Source organism: Xanthomonas arboricola (assembly GCF_002940665.1).
Lineage (GTDB): Bacteria > Pseudomonadota > Gammaproteobacteria > Xanthomonadales > Xanthomonadaceae > Xanthomonas > Xanthomonas arboricola_B.
Window position 1 is genome coordinate 982,832 of sequence record NZ_MIGY01000001.1, and the last position, 17,997, is coordinate 1,000,828.

At 58.5% G+C, this 17,997-nt stretch carries 15 protein-coding genes; 5 read left to right on the top strand and 10 right to left on the bottom strand.

Features of this window, described 5'->3' with window-relative positions; all coding sequences use genetic code 11:
* The first annotated feature begins 15 nt into the window (after positions 1-15).
* Genes XarjCFBP7645_RS04190 through XarjCFBP7645_RS21295 form a run of 5 tightly spaced genes read left to right on the top strand, consistent with a single transcriptional unit; the run spans position 16 to position 4,893 of the window.
* Positions 16-714 carry an NAD-dependent epimerase/dehydratase family protein gene (locus XarjCFBP7645_RS04190; RefSeq protein ID WP_104536332.1) on the top strand — a complete coding sequence of 233 codons (699 nt, stop codon included), beginning with the start codon at positions 16-18 and terminating at the stop codon, positions 712-714.
* Positions 704-1,654, top strand: a complete 951-nt coding sequence (locus XarjCFBP7645_RS04195) for a glycosyltransferase family 2 protein (protein ID WP_104536333.1) — start codon at positions 704-706, stop codon at positions 1,652-1,654. The genes XarjCFBP7645_RS04190 and XarjCFBP7645_RS04195 overlap by 11 nt, the downstream gene beginning before the upstream one ends.
* Positions 1,651-2,067, top strand: coding sequence for a GtrA family protein (locus XarjCFBP7645_RS04200; protein WP_164739457.1), 417 nt, complete (start codon positions 1,651-1,653; stop codon positions 2,065-2,067). Before XarjCFBP7645_RS04195 ends, XarjCFBP7645_RS04200 begins: the two co-directional genes overlap by 4 nt.
* A 40-nt stretch (positions 2,068-2,107) precedes the next feature.
* The gene (locus tag XarjCFBP7645_RS04205) at positions 2,108-4,291 is read left to right on the top strand and encodes a hypothetical protein (RefSeq protein WP_146096267.1); all 2,184 of its coding nucleotides are present in this window, start codon (positions 2,108-2,110) and stop codon (positions 4,289-4,291) included.
* A gap of 44 nt (positions 4,292-4,335) precedes the next feature.
* Positions 4,336-4,893: a hypothetical protein gene (locus tag XarjCFBP7645_RS21295; protein ID WP_181126170.1), complete on the top strand. Its 558-nt coding sequence runs from the start codon at positions 4,336-4,338 to the stop codon at positions 4,891-4,893.
* A gap of 313 nt (positions 4,894-5,206) precedes the next feature.
* Here XarjCFBP7645_RS21295 and XarjCFBP7645_RS04210 read toward each other — a convergent pair whose 3' ends face one another.
* The 10 genes from XarjCFBP7645_RS04210 to XarjCFBP7645_RS04255 all read right to left on the bottom strand — a co-directional run bounded on the left by XarjCFBP7645_RS04210 (position 5,207) and on the right by XarjCFBP7645_RS04255 (position 17,944).
* Complete coding sequence (locus tag XarjCFBP7645_RS04210; protein ID WP_181126171.1) at positions 5,207-6,148, bottom strand: NAD-dependent epimerase/dehydratase family protein; 942 nt, start codon at positions 6,146-6,148, stop codon at positions 5,207-5,209.
* Positions 6,132-7,166: a GDP-mannose 4,6-dehydratase gene (gene gmd / locus XarjCFBP7645_RS04215; RefSeq protein ID WP_104536337.1), complete on the bottom strand. Its 1,035-nt coding sequence runs from the start codon at positions 7,164-7,166 to the stop codon at positions 6,132-6,134. The genes XarjCFBP7645_RS04210 and gmd overlap by 17 nt, the downstream gene beginning before the upstream one ends.
* 75 nt (positions 7,167-7,241) lie before the next feature.
* Entirely contained in the window at positions 7,242-7,880 is a 639-nt protein-coding gene (locus XarjCFBP7645_RS04220) for a glycosyltransferase (protein ID WP_104536338.1), read from the bottom strand.
* Positions 7,877-9,628, bottom strand: coding sequence for a glycosyltransferase (locus XarjCFBP7645_RS04225; RefSeq protein ID WP_104536339.1), 1,752 nt, complete (start codon positions 9,626-9,628; stop codon positions 7,877-7,879). Before XarjCFBP7645_RS04225 ends, XarjCFBP7645_RS04220 begins: the two co-directional genes overlap by 4 nt.
* Positions 9,629-9,648: 20 nt before the next feature.
* Positions 9,649-10,710: a glycosyltransferase family 4 protein gene (locus tag XarjCFBP7645_RS04230; protein WP_104536340.1), complete on the bottom strand. Its 1,062-nt coding sequence runs from the start codon at positions 10,708-10,710 to the stop codon at positions 9,649-9,651.
* A 51-nt stretch (positions 10,711-10,761) separates the two neighbouring features.
* Positions 10,762-13,155, bottom strand: coding sequence for a class I SAM-dependent methyltransferase (locus XarjCFBP7645_RS04235; RefSeq protein WP_104536341.1), 2,394 nt, complete (start codon positions 13,153-13,155; stop codon positions 10,762-10,764).
* Between the two features lie 40 nt (positions 13,156-13,195).
* Positions 13,196-14,482, bottom strand: a complete 1,287-nt coding sequence (locus XarjCFBP7645_RS04240; protein WP_104536342.1) for an ABC transporter ATP-binding protein — start codon at positions 14,480-14,482, stop codon at positions 13,196-13,198.
* Complete coding sequence (locus tag XarjCFBP7645_RS04245) at positions 14,479-15,264, bottom strand: ABC transporter permease (protein WP_166762985.1); 786 nt, start codon at positions 15,262-15,264, stop codon at positions 14,479-14,481. The genes XarjCFBP7645_RS04240 and XarjCFBP7645_RS04245 overlap by 4 nt, the downstream gene beginning before the upstream one ends.
* A gap of 101 nt (positions 15,265-15,365) precedes the next feature.
* Complete coding sequence (locus tag XarjCFBP7645_RS04250) at positions 15,366-16,748, bottom strand: glycosyltransferase family 4 protein (RefSeq protein WP_104536344.1); 1,383 nt, start codon at positions 16,746-16,748, stop codon at positions 15,366-15,368.
* Positions 16,745-17,944, bottom strand: coding sequence for a cystathionine gamma-synthase (locus XarjCFBP7645_RS04255; protein ID WP_104536345.1), 1,200 nt, complete (start codon positions 17,942-17,944; stop codon positions 16,745-16,747). Before XarjCFBP7645_RS04255 ends, XarjCFBP7645_RS04250 begins: the two co-directional genes overlap by 4 nt.
* Positions 17,945-17,997: the final 53 nt, after the last annotated feature.

A 17,997-nucleotide genomic window follows, 5' to 3' on the forward strand; every position in this document is an offset into this window, starting at 1 on the left:
GGAAGTGGTAATTAAGTGATCATCGGTAATGGCCTGCTGGCCAGATCCTTCGCAGCAGATAGGCTCGCTGAGCTCAGCGCCACGGTATTCGCCTCCGGGGTGTCCAATTCATCTGAGACCGATCCTGCGGCATTCGAAAGGGAAGCACGTCTGCTGGGCAAGGCCCTGCGGGACGCGCGGGGCCGGTTCGTCTACTTCAGCACCTGCAGCGTGACAGACCCCGACCGTGCCGAAACCCATTACGTCCGCCACAAGCTGAAGATGGAACGGCTGATCGCGGAACGGGACGAGTTTCTGATTCTGCGCCTGCCTCAAGTCGTGGGACGCACCGACAACCCTCACACTCTGTCCAACTATCTCGCCAGTGGCATCCGCAACGCGGAGCCATTGCGTATCTGGGTCAAGGCAGTGCGCTGCCTGATCGATGTGGAAGATGTCGCCCGATTGACCCTTTATCTGGTTGAGAACCGGCTCGAAACCAATGCCGTGCTGGATCTTGCTCCGCCAGAAAACGTCACTCTGTTCGAGCTGGTCTCAATGCTGGAGGCCACGCTGGGCAAGAAGGCAATCATCGACGTTGTAGACCGAGGCGGCGGCGCCGCGCCTGATTCGGCACCATTTGTTCGTTATGCAACTGCCACTGGCATTGACTCCTCTCCCGGATACATCGCCAGGCTGATCCGCAAATACTACGGAACGAGCGATGCAACCTGAGATATCCGTCGTCATCCCGGTCTATGGCAGCGCCACCATCCTGCCTACGCTTGCCGAGAAACTCGAGGAGTCGCTGACTGCGCTCACCGACCAATTCGAAGTTGTACTGGTGTACGACTGCAGCCCGGATAGTTCCTGGCAGGTCATAACATCGCTGTGCGCCTCCCGGCCCTGGTTGAAGGGAGTCCGGCTGCGTAAGAACGCGGGGCAGCACAACGCGTTGATGGCGGGATTCGGTGTGGCACGCGGCCGTTACATCGTCACCATGGATGACGACCTGCAACACTCGCCGTCCGACATCGGGCGCGTCGTGGCAGAGCTGCGCAGTGGAGCGGATGTTTGCTACGTGCAGTTCAAAAGCCGGCGGCACGCTCTCTGGAAGCGCCTCGGCAGCCAGTTCAATGACCGCATGGCTTCATGGCTGCTCGCCAAACCCCGCGGACTCTATCTTTCGCCATTTCGCGGCTTGATCAGCGAAGTTCGTGACGAAATATTGCGCTACGGTGGCCCCTTCGTCTATGTCGATGGCCTTATCGTCCAGAGCACCAGCAATATCACCACCATAGAAGCTGAGCACCACGCCCGAAGCGATGGCAAGTCTGGATACAGCCTGCGCAAATCAATCTCGCTGTGGATGCAGATGGCCACAAGTTTCTCGATCACGCCATTACGGGTAGCGTCGCTGACAGGAATCGTCTCTTCCGGCCTCGGCTTTCTGTGCGCCATCGTGCTGATCGTGCAGAAGCTGCTTTGGCCGCACACCGTCATCGGCTGGACCTCGTTGATCGTCGCGGTATTGATCATGGGCGGCATCCAGCTACTCGCGCTGGGCGTGGTGGGCGAGTACGTGGGGCGTGTGCTGCTCAACGTCAGCAATCGTCCCCAATACATAAAGGGCCAACAGCTCAACGTAGGCCAAGAGCAAGAGAACGTGCAGTGATATCGCAGCGCCATCGCGCCCTGGCCGCACGCTTTTTGCGCTTTTGCATCGTTGGCGGCGCCAGTACCGTCGCCTTCAGTGCGCTCACTTGGTTAGCTGTATCAAAGCTCGGCATGCAGCCGACCATGGCGACGGCGCTCTGCTACCTGGTGTTGGTGCCAATCAATTTCGTCGCGCATCGCAACTTTACGTTCGTGTCCTCGGGTCATCTGAGTTCGGAAGGCTTGCGCTTCATTTTGCTGCACAGCTTCAACCTCGCCTTGTCCATCATCGGGATGGGCGTGGCTGTGAACAGTTTGCACTTGCATTACGCGTGGGGCATTGCGTTCTCGGCCGTCGTCGTGCCTGTCGTGGTATTTCTCGTGATGAATTTCTGGGTCTTCAACCGGGACCGACGTCGCGATCACGTCTAAATCCAACCTACGCCGCAACTGCAACCAAACAAGTCATCGAATGTCAAACATCCTTGTCCGCAACGACGCTTCTCAACGCACCATGCTGTTCATCGCTTGCTCCATAGCGATCGTCATGCTGCTTTGGCTTCCCTTCGGCTTCAACATGATGGGGCATATCGAGGAATGGGATCTTCTGAGCCTGTTTACTCGCCACGGCGTGTTCTACTGGGTCGGCGAGGGCGGGCCCCTCCCCACTCATCGCATGCGGCCTCTCATGCTGTTGCCAAATGCGATCGCGTACCAACTATCGCCAAACTCCTTTTTCGCCATGCATCTGTTGCAAATGCTGGCCTTGGTGTTGAAGGGTATTTGCGGCGGAATCCTGGGGTGGTGGATGCTGCGCTCGCGGCTCTACGCCGTGTTGTTGGCGCTGCTGGTGGTCATCTATCCCGCCGATACGATGCAGCTGTCGTTCCGTTCCTTTCATATCAACTGGTCTGTCGGGTTAGCTTTGGCCGGCGTGATCGGGATTGTGCATGCATATGAAAGTGAACGGATGGCCAGCAGGACCAGAGCGATCCTGTTGTCGCTGCTGTCCACAGCCATGCTGGTCGTCGCCACGCTGATCTACGAGTTGGCGTTGGCATACGCAATCCTGCCCCTGCTGTTGTTATGGTTTCGGTTGGGGTTGGTGGAAACGATCCGGGTGCCGTTACGCCGCTGGTACGTTTCGCTGGTCTGGTGCATCGGCGTCCTGGCTTGTGCGGCTTACATCTACTACGTTGCCAAACACGGCTCGACCTACCAGGGGGACGTGTTGAAGGGTCAGGCGGGTGGCATTGCGCTGCTCAAGGACCGCGCCCACGTGATGTTCTATACGGGCATTGGGCGGAGCGTAGTGGGCGGCTGGATCGACGCCGCGCGGATCCTTTTCGTCGAATACCGCAGCTTCTGGTATCTGTCAGCCATTGCGTTGATGGCAGTCGCTCTGCTCCGCTACGTACGCGAACCTGTCTCAACGCCAACGCCGGGAAGGCACATCGGCGCACTCTGGTCGATGCGGGTGCTCTTCACCGGTGTGGTGTTTGCTGCCGTCGGTTATCTTCCCTTTCTTGCGTCGCCGGCGCATACCAGCATCAGTCAACGCACCTTCCTTTTCGCCACGCCGGGCGGGGCACTGGCAACAGTTGCTCTGGTCATGCTTCTCTCTGGGGGGCGTCGAACCTTGGCAGTGCTGTTGGGAACCGTGCTGATCGTGTTGGGCATGGCGGCGCAGATGTTTCAGTTCCATCACTACGAACAGATTTCCGATACGGAGCGCGAGGTCCTCAAGGACGTGGCGGCAAGCTTGCCGGACATTGACAACGAGCGCGATCTCCTCATTCTCGATGGTTCCCACCGGATCAACAGCGTGTGGATGCTGCGGGAAAACATGATGAACGCGCTGACGTACCTGTACGGGAAGCCGATCAACCGGGTGCAAATCTGCAATCAGCCTGAGAACGACTGGCAACGCACGGACGAAAGAGGCCGCACTGGCCAATGTGCCGAGTACCCCGACCACTGGGAGTTCAGCTCAGGCGCAGCCGTTGATGGGCCAGGCTATACGTCGCCGCCGCAAAGCGTTTTGTATCGCGCAGATAAGAGCACCACTCAGGTCGTACGCATTCCCGAAAATGGCATCGTGCCACTGGTCGGTGCGCGCAAGGACGAACTTTCGCTGCGCAACGACACCGTTTCGCAACGCTATCGCGCCATGCTTGCTCCCTCCCCCTGGCTTCTGGCTTTCGATCAATTCCGCCACAGGGAACAAGAGACCAGCTTCAGGTGGGATTTCGGCCGCTGGTGGAACTTGGATGTGCCTGCACCCGGTCGAGGATGGCAGGATGCCCAATGGCAACCCGAAGGTTCCGCAGAACGGGCTTCGTTCTCGTGGAACGTGGTAGAAAATCCGTGGCTTCAATTCCGCCTCAAACCTGCTGGCGGGACGTATCGGGTTCGCGGAAAGGTCAGGGCCATTGCACCCGGTATACACCCCGAGCAGCTCGCCGTTTCAGTGAACAACCATGTGATCCCACTACGTTGGATCAATGCCAATGAATTTTATGGGGAATTGCCCTCGTCCTTCCTGAAGGATGGCAATAATCGAGCTACCTTCCTGCTCGCCGTCGATAATCACTCCTACGGAATCGGTATGGCTTTCGATTGGTTCAAGGTCGCGCCGATCAAACCTGCCAACTAAAAAATGCGCATTCCTTTCCACACCATTAGCCGCCAGGATCCAAAATGATTACCGCAAACCACGGCATTAGGGTTGCCATGCTGGCTGCCGTCCTATGCGTGCTATTTCCTGGCTGCACGGCGAGAGAGACCGAATCTTCCCTGGATGCCGCTTCGATGAAACCCTCCCTGCTTTCGGCAGGTAAGACAGTAGGTCCTGCTGACTTGCGGCCCTTTTTGACAAATGGCTGGTCCAGCGATGAACCATTTGGAGTGTGGTCCATCGGCCAAGATTCGGGGCTTTTGGTGCGAATCGAGAAATCGGCGGCAGCGGGCACCCAGCTTGTCTTACAGGTTGGCGGCCTATGGGCGCCGCAACGCCAATCCATGGACGTCGGCGTTCGCGTCAATGGCGGAAACTGGCAGCATCAAACGCTGAAAGCATCCGCGCCAGAGCCGCAGCAGATCAGTGTTGCACTGCCAGCGGTGGCGGCTGGCGATGAGGTCAGAGTCGAACTGCACTACGATCGCCCCGCCTCGCCAGTTGAACTTGGACTGTCATCGGACACGCGCACTCTGGGCATCTCACTCAGGTCTTTGCAGCTGGCGGGCCACACGCCCTAGCAGCCGCTGGGCAAGCTCCAGGTGCAGTTGCACCTGACTTCACTCAACCTGAAGCCTGAAATTTGTTGCGCGCCTCTACGTGGTTGACAGCGCGCGCGGTTGAGTCATTTAGATCTTCCTGTCAACCACTTGGTTGTATGCCTGCCGACCAACCAACAGCCCGCGTCACGTCAGACTCGACGTGACGCAGGCTGTCTGGCCTCATCAATCATCGTGCGGCAGGCTTCTTCTCTCCATCGGCGCCGCGCATATGCGCAGATAGATCGCCAGGCCCGGCTAGCTGGCCGCTATATTCCGCTCGGCCAAGCTTCGCTCAGCCCTCTTCCAGCATCCATTCCAGGGTTTTTCGTAGCGGCGGAGACGTCCAGCTTCCCGCAAGTTCCTGCAGTAGCCGGTTATCGCCGCATAGCATCTTGACTTCATTGCTACGGACAAACTTCGGATTCACCGAAACTTCCAACGAATGGCCAGTGATCTGTGTGCACAGGTCGATCACGTCCCGAAGGGAATAGGCCGTTCCGGAGCACACATTGACCGTGCGACCGATGGCGTCGGATGACTGCAACAGTTTGCCGTAGGCGGATGCAACCGCCCTGACGTCGCCAAAATCGCGTGATACATCCAGATTTCCCAACTCGATCCGCGGCTCGCGCCTGACAAAGTGCGAGACGATCTTGGGGATCAAGAAGTTTTCCGACTGCCCCCTGCCGGTGTAGTTGAACGGCCGGACCACGATGATGGGTAACCGACTCTGCCAAAGCCGAATCACATACTCCATGCTCAGTTTGCTGATGGCGTAATCGTTTGCCGGCGCCGGGACTACCGATTCGTCCAGGCGTCCCTCCGAGGAGTTGCCATAAACGTTGGCACTGCTGGCGATAAGCAGGCGCCCAGGAGAGATTGCAGCCTCATCCACTGCCTGCAGCAAGTGGCGCGTACCCACAAGGTTTACATTATAGAAATCATCTGCACTACCGTGCCCCACAAACGCAAGGGCGGCAAGATGAATGATGATGTCCGGAGAAGTCGTTTTCAGCACCTCACGCAAAGCATCCTGATCACGCAGGTCGGCCTGGTAATGACGGTCGACCGGCGCCAGGGTGCTGGCCCAGCGCGGTGCAGGCTGATCAGATCCGCCGAGCCCCAGCACTTCGCAGCCCAGGCTTTTTAGTTCATCCGCCACATAGCGGCCGGTAAAACCGGACGCGCCAGTGACCAATACCCGCTTTCCAGCAATATCAGAAGGAAGCACCACGTTCGTTCCTTTTCAGATCTGCTTCCACCATCATTTGGCAAAGCGACTCCAGGCTCGTCTCAGGACGCCAGCCCAGTACGCGTTCAGCCTTTTCTGGATTGCCGATGAGTAATTCCACCTCGGCAGGACGATGGAATTTCGGATTGATTTTCATCACCGTCTTACCCGTCTGCACATCCACAGCAATCTCGTCCACATCACTGTTGCGGAACTCGACATCGATCCCGGCGCCCTTGAAGGCCATGCTGACAAAATCACGAACAGTCTCTGTGCGATTCGTCGCAAGCACAAAGGTGTCGGGCTCGTCTGCCTGAAGCATCCGCCACATTCCTTCGACATACTCGCGTGCAAAGCCCCAATCCCGCTTCGCGTCGAGATTACCCAGCTCCATGCAATCGAGCAGGCCGAGCTTGATCTTCGCGACGGAGTCGGTGATCTTGCGCGTCACGAACTCGCGTCCACGCAGTGGGCTTTCGTGATTGAACAAGATGCCGCTCGAACCGAAGATGTCGTAGCTTTCACGGTAATTAACGGTCATCCAGTGCGCATAAAGTTTTGCCACGCCATAAGGGCTACGCGGATAAAATGGCGTGGTCTCGATCTGCGGAACCGCCTGCACCTTGCCGAACATTTCCGAAGTCGACGCCTGGTAAAAACGGATATCCCGATTAACTTGGCGGATCGCTTCGAGCAGGTGAACCGGACCGATACCGGTAATCTGCGCGGTAGTCGTCGGCTGGTCGAACGACACACCGACGAAACTCTGAGCCGCCAGATTGTAAACCTCTGTGGCGCCAGCGTTTTCAAGCATGCGGATGCTTGAACCCAGATCGGTCAGATCGTATTCGATCAAATGAAGGTTCGGGTGGGCTGCGATCCCCAGCTCCTCGATCCGCCAGAAATTGACGGAACTCGTTCGGCGATAGGTGCCGAACACGCGATACCCCTTGTCCAGGAGCAATTGGGCCAGATAAGCCCCATCCTGACCAGAGATTCCAGTAATCAACGCAGTCTTCATTAACACAGTCTCTTATTTACGAAATAGTTCCAGCTTCAAGCCTGGCGCAGCAGGCTCGCATCGATGGCGTTACCGTCACTGCGCAGTGAGCGGCTTTCCATCCTTGCCGCAAAGGGTCTGCTTGCCCTGATCTTCGCAGCTATTGAACGGGCCGTAGTCCAGCGGCTGGATCTTGTAGTCGCTGTACCATGCGACCGCCTCCTGTACGAGACCGAAGCGCAGCGTGTTGCCTGCCACGGCCTGGGCCGGGACCTCAGCGACGACGTCAGCAGATCCGCCAGCAGGAATACCTTGGGGCGGCAGCGTAGCGCGTACGAACTCCTGTTTTACCATCGCACCGGCACCATCAACCAGCGAGATCGCGAGGTTGACCGGCATTTTGCCCTTCGAGTTGACCGCGACCTTTCCGGTATTGGTGACCTTGACCACAACTTTCAGTATCTCACCGTTCTTAACCAGCACAGGCTCGGCCGAAACGGCATATTGGGCGCCTACTTGATCCTGCGGGATCGGCGCCGAGATGCCTTCAACTTCCGGAGCCGCCGCCGCAGGCTGCTGTGTATCAGCTGCCGGCTGGACGGTGTCGTTCTGGGACTTGGAGCAGCCAGTAACAACGATCGCCGCAGCCAGCGCGATGGCTGCGCCAACGACACGAGGGGATTTGTTCATTTTTTTCATGATTGAGGACTTTTCGTGGATAGATAAGATTTTCATGGAGAGGCCGCCTCTACTTGCACGCTGGCCCGCGCAGGCGTAAAGCCCTTGTACTTGAACCAGCAGACAGATTCTTGAACGAGATCAATTTCCAACTGATACTCCCCCGGAACGTCAGGCGCACGGATAATGATCTCATGGATACCGGATGAAGACGGGCGCACTACATCCTCCAGAAAATGACGGGCCTGCTCGACCCGCTCCAACGTCGGGTCGGAAGAATGCCAGAAATAGCCCAGATATATTCCAAAAGGCTTGATCGTGTGGTCTGACGGGCTGAGCCAGGGTAAGTCTCCCTCATTGGAAAGCTGAACGCGTAGGGGAATCACGTTCGAAGCCTCCACGACGCTGATATCAGCGTCAACAACGGCCGCGGAACCTTGGAATGCCGTGTCAGGCAGGGGCTCTGTATAAGGATACGGCCCGACCGTCTCGCCGGTGATCCGCGCATGCGAGTCCAGCTTCTGGTCGTCAAGAACTGCCAACGCCGCATCCACCCAGCGATCCCCCTTCAGGCCAGCGCGAATGTCGATCCGTTGCAGCTCGCTGCCGAGCGGGGAGTCGGCGTCCACCCCCATGCTCGCTATCGCGTCTCCCACCCTATCGCGGAAATCGGAGAAGACGCGATGGGTCCGCAATAGCCGCGCATACTGCTCCGCCGCAGCAATGGGGGCTAATGAAGGTCTTCCTGCCGAATCGGCGCATTCCTCTGCCCAGCGAGCATACGACTCGGGATACTGCGCTAGATGCAGCAGCAGTTCCGCCAGCGCGATCACACAGTCATTGTCGGGAACGATCTTTTTTACACAGCCGGGAAGCTCGGCATACCAGCCATGGTCGGACACGATTGTCGGAAGCCCGGCCTGCATGGCCTTGGAGACCACAGCAGACGCTTCGCCCATAGTTGGCTGTCGCAAGGCGATCATCAGGTCGGCTCGTTCGAAGACCTTCCAGAAATTTTCGTCGTCGACACGGCCGTGGTTGATCAATCGAACGTTACGCAGTCCTGTCAACGCTTCAAGCTGGCTCGCCACCGCAGGCTCGACATCTCCTGCGATCTCCAGCGTGAGCGGCTCGTCCAACGCCTCATCGATCATAGCAAGTGCCTGCACAACCCAATCAAAGCGACGGTTTACCTGACCTCCGCCAAGAAGCGCAATGGTACTCAGCCGGCCGCGGACGCGGTGGGATGCAACTATCGGATAGAGCTGTGGCACCACCGTGATGGGGAGCCAAGGAAAATCCTTTGCGATCCGGTCCGCAGAGTACCGGGAATGCACGACTATTTCTGTCGCATACTGGGTTGCGACTTGATGAAGGGGATAATCAACCACTTGGCCACGGCTCCATATCGGCGTGCCGATACGAAGAGCCACCGTTGCAGCTCTGACCTGCGATGTTGAATGCCACTTCTCCAGCAAGCTACCGTAACTAGCGCTGTCCAATCGACCTGCATCGCTCAATACGCCAGCCGCCATATGGTGAAGCACCAGGTCATGCAAATGTACGATTCCGGGCACCGCCGCCATAAGGGGGAGCATCCAGCCGTGGAACGTCGGGTGGTTCCCCATCTGATACACGACGGCATCCGCCGCGCGTAGACCCGCAATGATCTGCGGCGCGCTTTTCTGCTCGACATCCGCAAGGGTGACCGTCTCAACCGACAGGCCGCAATCACGCAGCATGTCGACTAGGCCGGCTGCGTACTCGGCAATGCCTGATCGGTCAGGAGGCTGGGGCCCGACCATTGCGACTCGGAACGGAGCACTCAAAGCCTGCTCTCCACGAGGTGACGGATCACGCGGTCCCAGGTAATGGTCTCGCTGAGGCGATGTCCTTCCTCAGCCAGCACGCGAAGCTGGGCGGGTGTCTTGGCATAGCAGTCAAGCAGGCTCTCGGCGATGGCTTCCGGTGTCGCAGCGGTCACCCAGCCGCTGCCTGTGGACCGAACGATACGGCACACTTCACCGCTATCATCAACGGTAATGACCGGCTTATGCGCGGCGAAACTTTCGAGAGTCGCGAAGCCATAGTCCTCGTCGACTGGCGAATAGAACACCGCGCGGCAATTGGCGATCAGCTCAAGCAAACGGACATCTTCGATAAAGCCGGCCAGCTCGACCCTGTTTTCCAGGCCCAGCTCGCGCACCAGCGGTGCTAGTGAGCGTGCGTAGTCACTTGCACCGGTTCCGGCAATAACGACCTTTGCATGTGGTACATGCTGTGCCGCCCGGATCAACAGGTCCGGCCGCTTCATCGATTCAAGACGCCCGATACACAGTACGAAATCCCCGTATTCGCCCGACTTGATGTGTGGCGCCAGCTTGGACGGCGGATACAACACTTCCGAAGACAGCCCGCAATATTGCGTCAGCCTGTCGGTAACCGTCTGGGAAATTGTAAACCGCGAATCAATGTCAGACAACATCTCCTTGTCCGACACGCGCAATGCATCGCGTACCGCAGAGTCCCTGCTGCTCAAATGAGGCTGATCGAAGCGCGTATGTGCGAGGTCATACAGCACCCTGTGCTGGTGCACAAGCCACAGCGTCTTGTTGGCATGCGACGCTGCGTAGGTCGGAAACTTGGTGCAGATGCACAAGTCAATCTTCTGCCCATTGGCCTCGCTAAGGTCCAGCAGCCGCCAGGAAAGCATCGCAGAGAGGATCTCGGTTTCTGGGTACCACTTGTAGGGTAGTTGCACCAGCTCAGCGACGACGTGGCGCTGCTTGCCCCACAGATTGATCTGACGCACCAACTCTTCATTGAGGAGCTCGGCGCCTCCACGAACAAACGGCACTTGCGCGCCAAGTACGATAATTCTTTTCAAAACTGGGTCCCCTTTCGATATTGCCCTTGCCACTGCGATGACTTCCGTGAATTACTGCTCGGGTTTCCTTACTCGGCGCCCGATTTGGTCGAGCGCGGCCAGCCGCTTCTCCAGCGCCGCATCAGCAGGACTTGGCAGGTCCTCGCCATAAGCGATGGCATTGGTCGGTTCCGTCTTTCTGGGAACTATCTGTGCCGGTGGTTCATCACGCCTGAGCACCTTGGTGGTCACCCATCTCAACGGCGCGGTGACGCGCCACGAGCGACTGGTATGGAACTCCGCAATTAGTCCCTCTAGCCCACCGACAATGTACTCAAGTTCACGAACCCGAGCACGCGACGTTTCCACGTCCTGATTGCGCTGCGACAGATTGGCCTGCAGCTCCTTCAGCCGACGCCGATCGTGTTCGCCGGATGTTTCGGAGCGCTCGATCCTCTGCAGCAGGGAGTCAACACTGGATTGGAGCTCCACAACCTTAGCTTCCAGGCGTTCGTTGGAAAGCTGCTTTTCAGCTACCTCGTCCTGTAACTGGTCTCGCTCTGCAGTTAGCCTGCTGACATCGGTCGCCAACAACTCCGCGAGCTCCCGCGCCCGCTGCCGTTCTTCCAGTTCAACTTCAAGCTCGGTGATGCGATGGGAGAGCTCCAGGTTGTTGACCTCGAACGTTGCAGACTGCGCCTTGAGTTCGGCGGCTTGTTCGCTGAACCTGTCTCTGCTCGCCTCGGCCTCCAGAGCCCGACTCTCTAGTACCTTCACCTGCCCACTTAGCTGACCGGTGCTTTTTTCGAGCTCTTTTGCACGCGCTTCGAGTTCTTTCGCGTGCTCTTCGAGTTTCTTGGACCACTCAGCCATACGCAGGCTGTTTTCTTCCAGATCGTGGTAACGGCTGGCCGCCATCTCGATCTCGAGCTTAAGCGCAACAAGCTTCTCCTGACCTTGTTGCGCTTCGTCGCGTACGCGCGCCAGCGCAGACTCGCTTGCCATCAATGCGGCATGTTCGTGCTCGTGCTGTGTAAACAACGCCCGCACATATCCGTTGTAGGTGCGCAGGGATCGCTGCAAGTACTGATAGATCGACATCCATCCCGGCACCTCATCGGATATCGACTCAGGCAATGCCAGATTGTCCTGAAGTTCCTGAAAGGTCCAGTACGATTGTGCTTGCCCGAACAAGCGAATGAATGCGTTCCGATACCGGAAAGGCAGCGACATCAGATCCAACGCCGGCTCACGGCTCGGGCTGGTAGGCACTATGTGGCGTTCAAGAATCTCCTTGACGGTAATCAAAAAGGCCAGCAGCGGATCGTCCAGCCAGGAGCTATCCGTAGCCTCGGAAGAAACGGCGCCGTAGTCAATCAGGACGGCGTGCCCGTCCCGTGTCATGAGCACGTTCCAGCAGCGCACATCGTTGTGATACAACCCTGCGCGCTCAAGCGCCACCAGCTGAGCCAACAGCTCAGATACGATCCGATCGGCATCGTAAAGCGTTTCGTCGTCGATCAGCTCCGACAGCAAGCGACCTTTCATCATCTCCCTGGCAAGGAAAAGGTCGGATCGGTCGTCCAGCGCTGCGATCAGCCTGGGAGCGTGATAACCCTCGGGGGGATTTCGCAGAAAATCGACTTCGTTATGGAATTCTTTAAGATTGATATCAGCACGGTCGCCCATGCCGAGTGTCATCTTTTTCACAAAGACGCCGTCGCCGAAGTAATACCGCCTGCTGTATTGATGGGTACCTCTACCATGGACGTGTGATTCCCCCGACCAGGAATCGAATTTTCCAACAACCTCGTCCACATACCACAGCCTGCTACTCACAAAATATAGCGGTCGCGCGATCGCCGACAGGTGGGTCGCCTGCCGCGACAGCAGCCGCGTGAAGGAATAGCCTGCCAACAGCTCCGCGGGGTCGCTTGGCAAGGAGGTAGCCCAATAGAGCGGCTCCTCGCGCAAGGCCATCTCGAAGATGCCTGCCTCGGTTGAATCGGCAAGCTTTTGGCACAACCCGCGAACACGTTCGACACCCTGAGCATGCACAAGGTGATGAAACACACTCAGGCCCAACACTAGGTCGTATGTCTTGTCTTCGAGCCGCTCAATCACATCCTCGACCGTTGTGTGTTCGAAGGTAGCTTCAAGTGCAGGGTTAGCACCAGCGAGCGCCTGGCAAAGTGCAACGTTCCGATCAAGGAAATCCACGCCATGGACCCTATGACCTTCGGCTGCCAGACTCAAGGAGAAAAAACCCTGCGCACAGCCAAGGTCGAGCACGCGAAGTGGGCGCCCAAGCGAGTCCTGCATTCGCTTCGCACACTGGGCAATCAGCACGAGCCTATCTTCGCACCCCCTCGAGCTCCCCTCCGAAAGTTCCGAGTGCCCGAAGATCGGCTGGTACTTTTCCGGCAGCGCCGTTACCAGCGCACTAATACTTTCTGATTCGGTCATGACTCTTTGGTCTTTGAGTTGATATGAAAGCGCCAGAGGCTCATGCAGATGCCTCCACGATCTCGAAATCTGCCTTGAGGTCCATCATTCCCCAGAACAACATGGCTCTAGCGACATCGAGCACGATGGAGTCATATCGTCTGTCCAATGGCACTAATTCGGTCAACGGGTCGCCACTGGACACGCCCAGCGACACCAGATAGTTCGCTTCATTCAGGTCCAGCGGCATGGTGAACTTGCAGACGATCACATCGCCAGCCTTGACGGTCATGCCCACTCTCCCCTCACTGGACAGGAAGGAATTGGTCCCGTACAGGAATAATCCTTCGAGCGTTTTTATGAGAAAGCCTGGAACAACATTGTCGAAATCGCGGTCAAACGCGATCTTCACATAGAACGCCGTCCTTGAGCCGCTCTCCAGACGCGGCGGAAACTCTTGCCCTTCGCTGACGACCACGTAATCGAGGATTCTTGCGCCGCCATGTCCCCAACGGTGCTCATTTGCGTTGTAGTAGGGCCGGGTGTGAAATACATCTTCGCTGCCGCCGGCCATCGCCTGCGGCGCGTCCTTAGTATCAGTTTGGAGTGAGACAGGCTTCTGACCAAACAGCTCGTCCAGATAAAGATTGGAAACATCGCGGGATGGTCCGTCAGCATAAACCCGGCCCTCCTTGATCAGGATTGCCCGATCGCAATGCTTGACGATATCCCCAGCCGAATGACTAACGAGAATGAGGGTCGTGCCTTCGTCCTTAAATGACTGGATACGTTTGAAGCATTTAGCCTGGAAGTAGGCATCGCCCACCGACAATGCTTCGTCGACAATCAGGATGTCGGGACGAAAAGCAGTTGCAACGGCGAAGGCAACACGCACCTGCATGCCGCTGGAGTAGGTACGCACCGGCTCATCAAAGTACTCTCCGATCTCAGCGAAATCCTGGATCTGTGGCAGCACTGCATCGATCTGATCGCGCGCGTATCCCATAAGGCCTGCGGAGTGGCGCGCGTTCTCCCGCCCACTGAGCTCAGGATTGAACCCCATGCCAAGTTCCAAGATCGCGGCAATACGCCCGCGACGCACGATTCGCCCTTCGGTAGGTTGGGAAGTCCCCGTGATGAGCTTGAGCAGTGTGCTTTTGCCGGCACCATTGCGCCCCATGATCCCGATCGACTCGCCGGCAGCAATTGAAAAACCCACATCCCTCAGAACCCAGTGCTCCTCCCGTGGCTTGACCTGCAGACCGAACCAGCGGGCGGCGCGCAGCCATTCACTGCCCCAGACACGATAGGATTTCCCCAGCCCCTCCACTGTCAACATTGCGCTCATAGTGCATCCACCATTTCTGCGCTTGCGCGGCGGAAAACCACGAGAGACAAAGCGCCCAACACCATTGTTGCCGCCGCCAATGGGAGCAGGTCCATCCACTCAGGAGAACGCCCGTAAAGTAGAACCTGCTGATATGCGCTAACGAGCGGAAACAATGGGTTGAGCTTGAACAGCTGCTGCGTCTGCTCTGGAAGGATATCGATGGTGTAAACGATAGGCGTCACCCAGAACATCGCCTGCAGAACGACCGGCACAACCTGCCCGATGTCACGCACGAAGACATTGAAGACGCCAAGCAGCAATCCGATCGACATCGCGAAAGCCAGCGTCAGCAGCATCAGCAGCGGCAGCCAGGCCGCCTGCGGCCCCAGGGTATGCCCCAGGATCGCGAACACGATGATGATTGCCAGGAACAGCAGAAGGTTGTTCACCATGACAGTGCCACCGGCAATGAGTGGCAGGCAGATCCGCGGGAAGGCCTGCTTCTTCATCAGATTGCCGTTATCTACGAACAACGAAACACACTTGCCAATGCATTCGGCGAACAGGGTCCAGCACAGCGTTCCGGCCATCAGGTACAGTGCGTAGGCAAACTTGTTGTTGACGCCCGGCAACTTGGCCGCCAGGACCTCAGAGAGGATCGTCGCAAAGATCAGTACCTGCATGAGCGGATGGATGATCATCCACAACGCGCCCAGCTTGCTCTGCACAAAACGCAGTCGCAGATCGTTCCTGATTGACGAGAGGATGAAATAACGGAAGGCCCATACGGACCGGATCATGTCCAACGTTGCTACCTCTGAAATCGTTCAGCACCTTGTTGAAGCCGCTGCACACAGATCGCTGCATGCCCATGAATGAGGTTACGCCGTCACCGGCGCGGTCAGTCCATGACTTCGGTTACTTCCGCAACCCGCGCCATCAGTTGCCGCGCCGCAGTGTCCGGGGAAAGTTGCAGGCGAATGTCGTCCCTCGCCACCTCACCGAGCGCGCGCGCGCGTGCTGGATCGTCGGCGAGGCGCCGCATGGCAGCAGCTGCGCTTTCAACCCGCGGCTCGGCCCAGCTGGCGCCGTCTGAATCGGGGTACCGGCCTGCAACGGCGACCAAATCGTACTCTACAAGACAGGAGTTACGACTGGTCATGAATTCCATATTGCCGGACCATCCGGTCGCGATGACGGGCTTGCCCTGCGACATGCACTCGGCCAGCCCCAGTCCGAAACCTTCTGCACGATGCAGCGAGACATACACATCGCAGCAACGCTGGAGCGCACGCACATGCGCGTTGTCGATCACTTCATCACGTAACAGGATTCGCGAATCCTGGACCACGAGTGCGAGGAGTTCACGCATGTGTTCGGGATACATATGCCCATTGCTTGACTTCAGCACGAGGCAAACGTCGTCACGACTGCGTGGGAACGCCTGCAGGAAGGCATGCACAACTGCCTGCGGGTTCTTTCTGGCGACGAAGGAATGGAAATCGAAGGTGAAAAGAAAGACGAACTTGTCTGCATCGAGCCCGAAGTCATGCCGCTGCAGCCCGCTATCGCGCCTGTCGGACAATGGCAAAGGCAGCCGAATGATCGGCTTGTCTGTAATCTGCAGGAAGGCGTTTTCGATGAATCGCGAGGCCACCATGATCTCGTCCACGAGTCCGACCGCGCTCAACCAGCTCGGCGGGATCACTTCCAGCTCCCAGAACCAGCAGGCGATCACATAATGCCCCTGCATGCGCGCGCGACCGACATGCTCGAACGCGGCCTCCAGGTAGTCGGGGTTCACGAAGACGATCGTGACCCGATGCGGCATGCGCTGGTCGATAAAGCCGTCCATGCTCCGTTCCTGCCAGGAGTGTGGCAGCCCCATTTCCAGGTCATACAACGACACCGGCACCCCTGCGTTGATGAGTGCCCGCGCGTACATCCTGGCGCTCTCTGCCAACCCGAATTCGCCACGGATATAGCCGAGAATATTGACTCCTGCTGCCGATTCGACTGCAGGCAAGGCGCCGCTGTTTTCCAGCTGCAAAGACTCGTCGCAGCCCTGCAGTGCCAGGTCCCAGGCCTCCGTTCTCTGAAAGCGCGTTTGCACCCTGGCACGGGCGGAGAGCAGTGCGGATACGCGCGCGCGCAGGCCCCACGGAAACAATCGATAGATGCGCTGCAGCCACGGCTGCTGGCGTATCCATGACTGCATGCGCAGTCCTGCAAGCCCGGTCCGCCAGGAAGCAGAGATGCCCTGACGTTGCGGCGACGCGGTCATGGAGAACTGGATGCCTCGAGCGCCTGCGCCAGATCCCCCCGCAAATCCCCCACATCCTCAACCCCCACGCTCAACCGCACCAGCGCATCGCTGATGCCAAGCTGGTCGCGGCGGGCCACCGGGATGGAGGCATGCGTCATGACGGCGGGATGGTTGACCAGGCTTTCCACGCCGCCGAGCGATTCGGCCAGGGTGAACAGTTCGGTCTTCTCGCAGAAACGCTTGGCCGCGTCGAAGCCGCCCTTGAGCACGATCGAGACGATGCCGCCGAAGCCGGACATCTGGCGCTGGGCCAGTGCGTGCTGCGGGTGCGAGGCCAGGCCGGGGTAGATCACCTTCTCGATCGCGGGGTGGGTTTCCAGCCATTGCGCCAGCGCCAGCGCGTTCTCGCAATGCGCGCGCATGCGCAGCGGCAAGGTCTTGAGGCCGCGCAGCGCGAGGAAGCTGTCGAACGGGCCTTGCACGCCGCCGATGGAGTTCTGCAGGAAGGCCAGTTGCTCAGCCAGCTCGGCGTTGTCGCCGACCACCGCGATGCCGCCGACCATGTCCGAGTGGCCGTTGAGGTACTTGGTGGCCGAGTGCACGACGATGTCGGCGCCCAGGCCGAGCGGGCGTTGCAGCATCGGCGAGGCGAAGGTGTTGTCGACCACGATCAGCAGGCCGTGCTTGCGCGCGATCGCGGCGATGGCGGCGATATCGACCAGCTTGAGCATCGGGTTGGTCGGGGTCTCGATCCACACCATCTTGGTGTCGGGGCGGATCGCGGCTTCGAAGGCGGCCGCATCGGTCAGGTCGACGAAGCTGAAATCCAGGCCGGCGGTGCGGCGACGCACCCGCTCGAACAGGCGGAAGGTGCCGCCGTACAGGTCGTCCATCGCCACCACGTGGCTGCCGGCGTCCAGCAGTTCCATCACCGTGGAGGTGGCGGCCATGCCGGAGGCGAACGCGAACGCACGCGTGCCGCCTTCCAGCGACGCGACGCAGCGCTCATAGGCAAAGCGCGTGGGGTTGTGGGTACGCGAATACTCGAAGCCCTGGTGCTCGCCCGGGCTGGACTGCGCATAGGTGGACGTCGCGTAGATCGGCGGCATCACCGCCCCGGTGCTGGGGTCCGGCGACTGCCCTCCATGGATCGCCAACGTGGCGAGCGAGAGTTCGCGCTCGCCATCGTGGCTGGGTGTGGTGCGATTGGACATGGAGGTTCCCGGAAAAAGTGGCGGATTGTAGCAAGCAGGTCTGAATGGCCGGT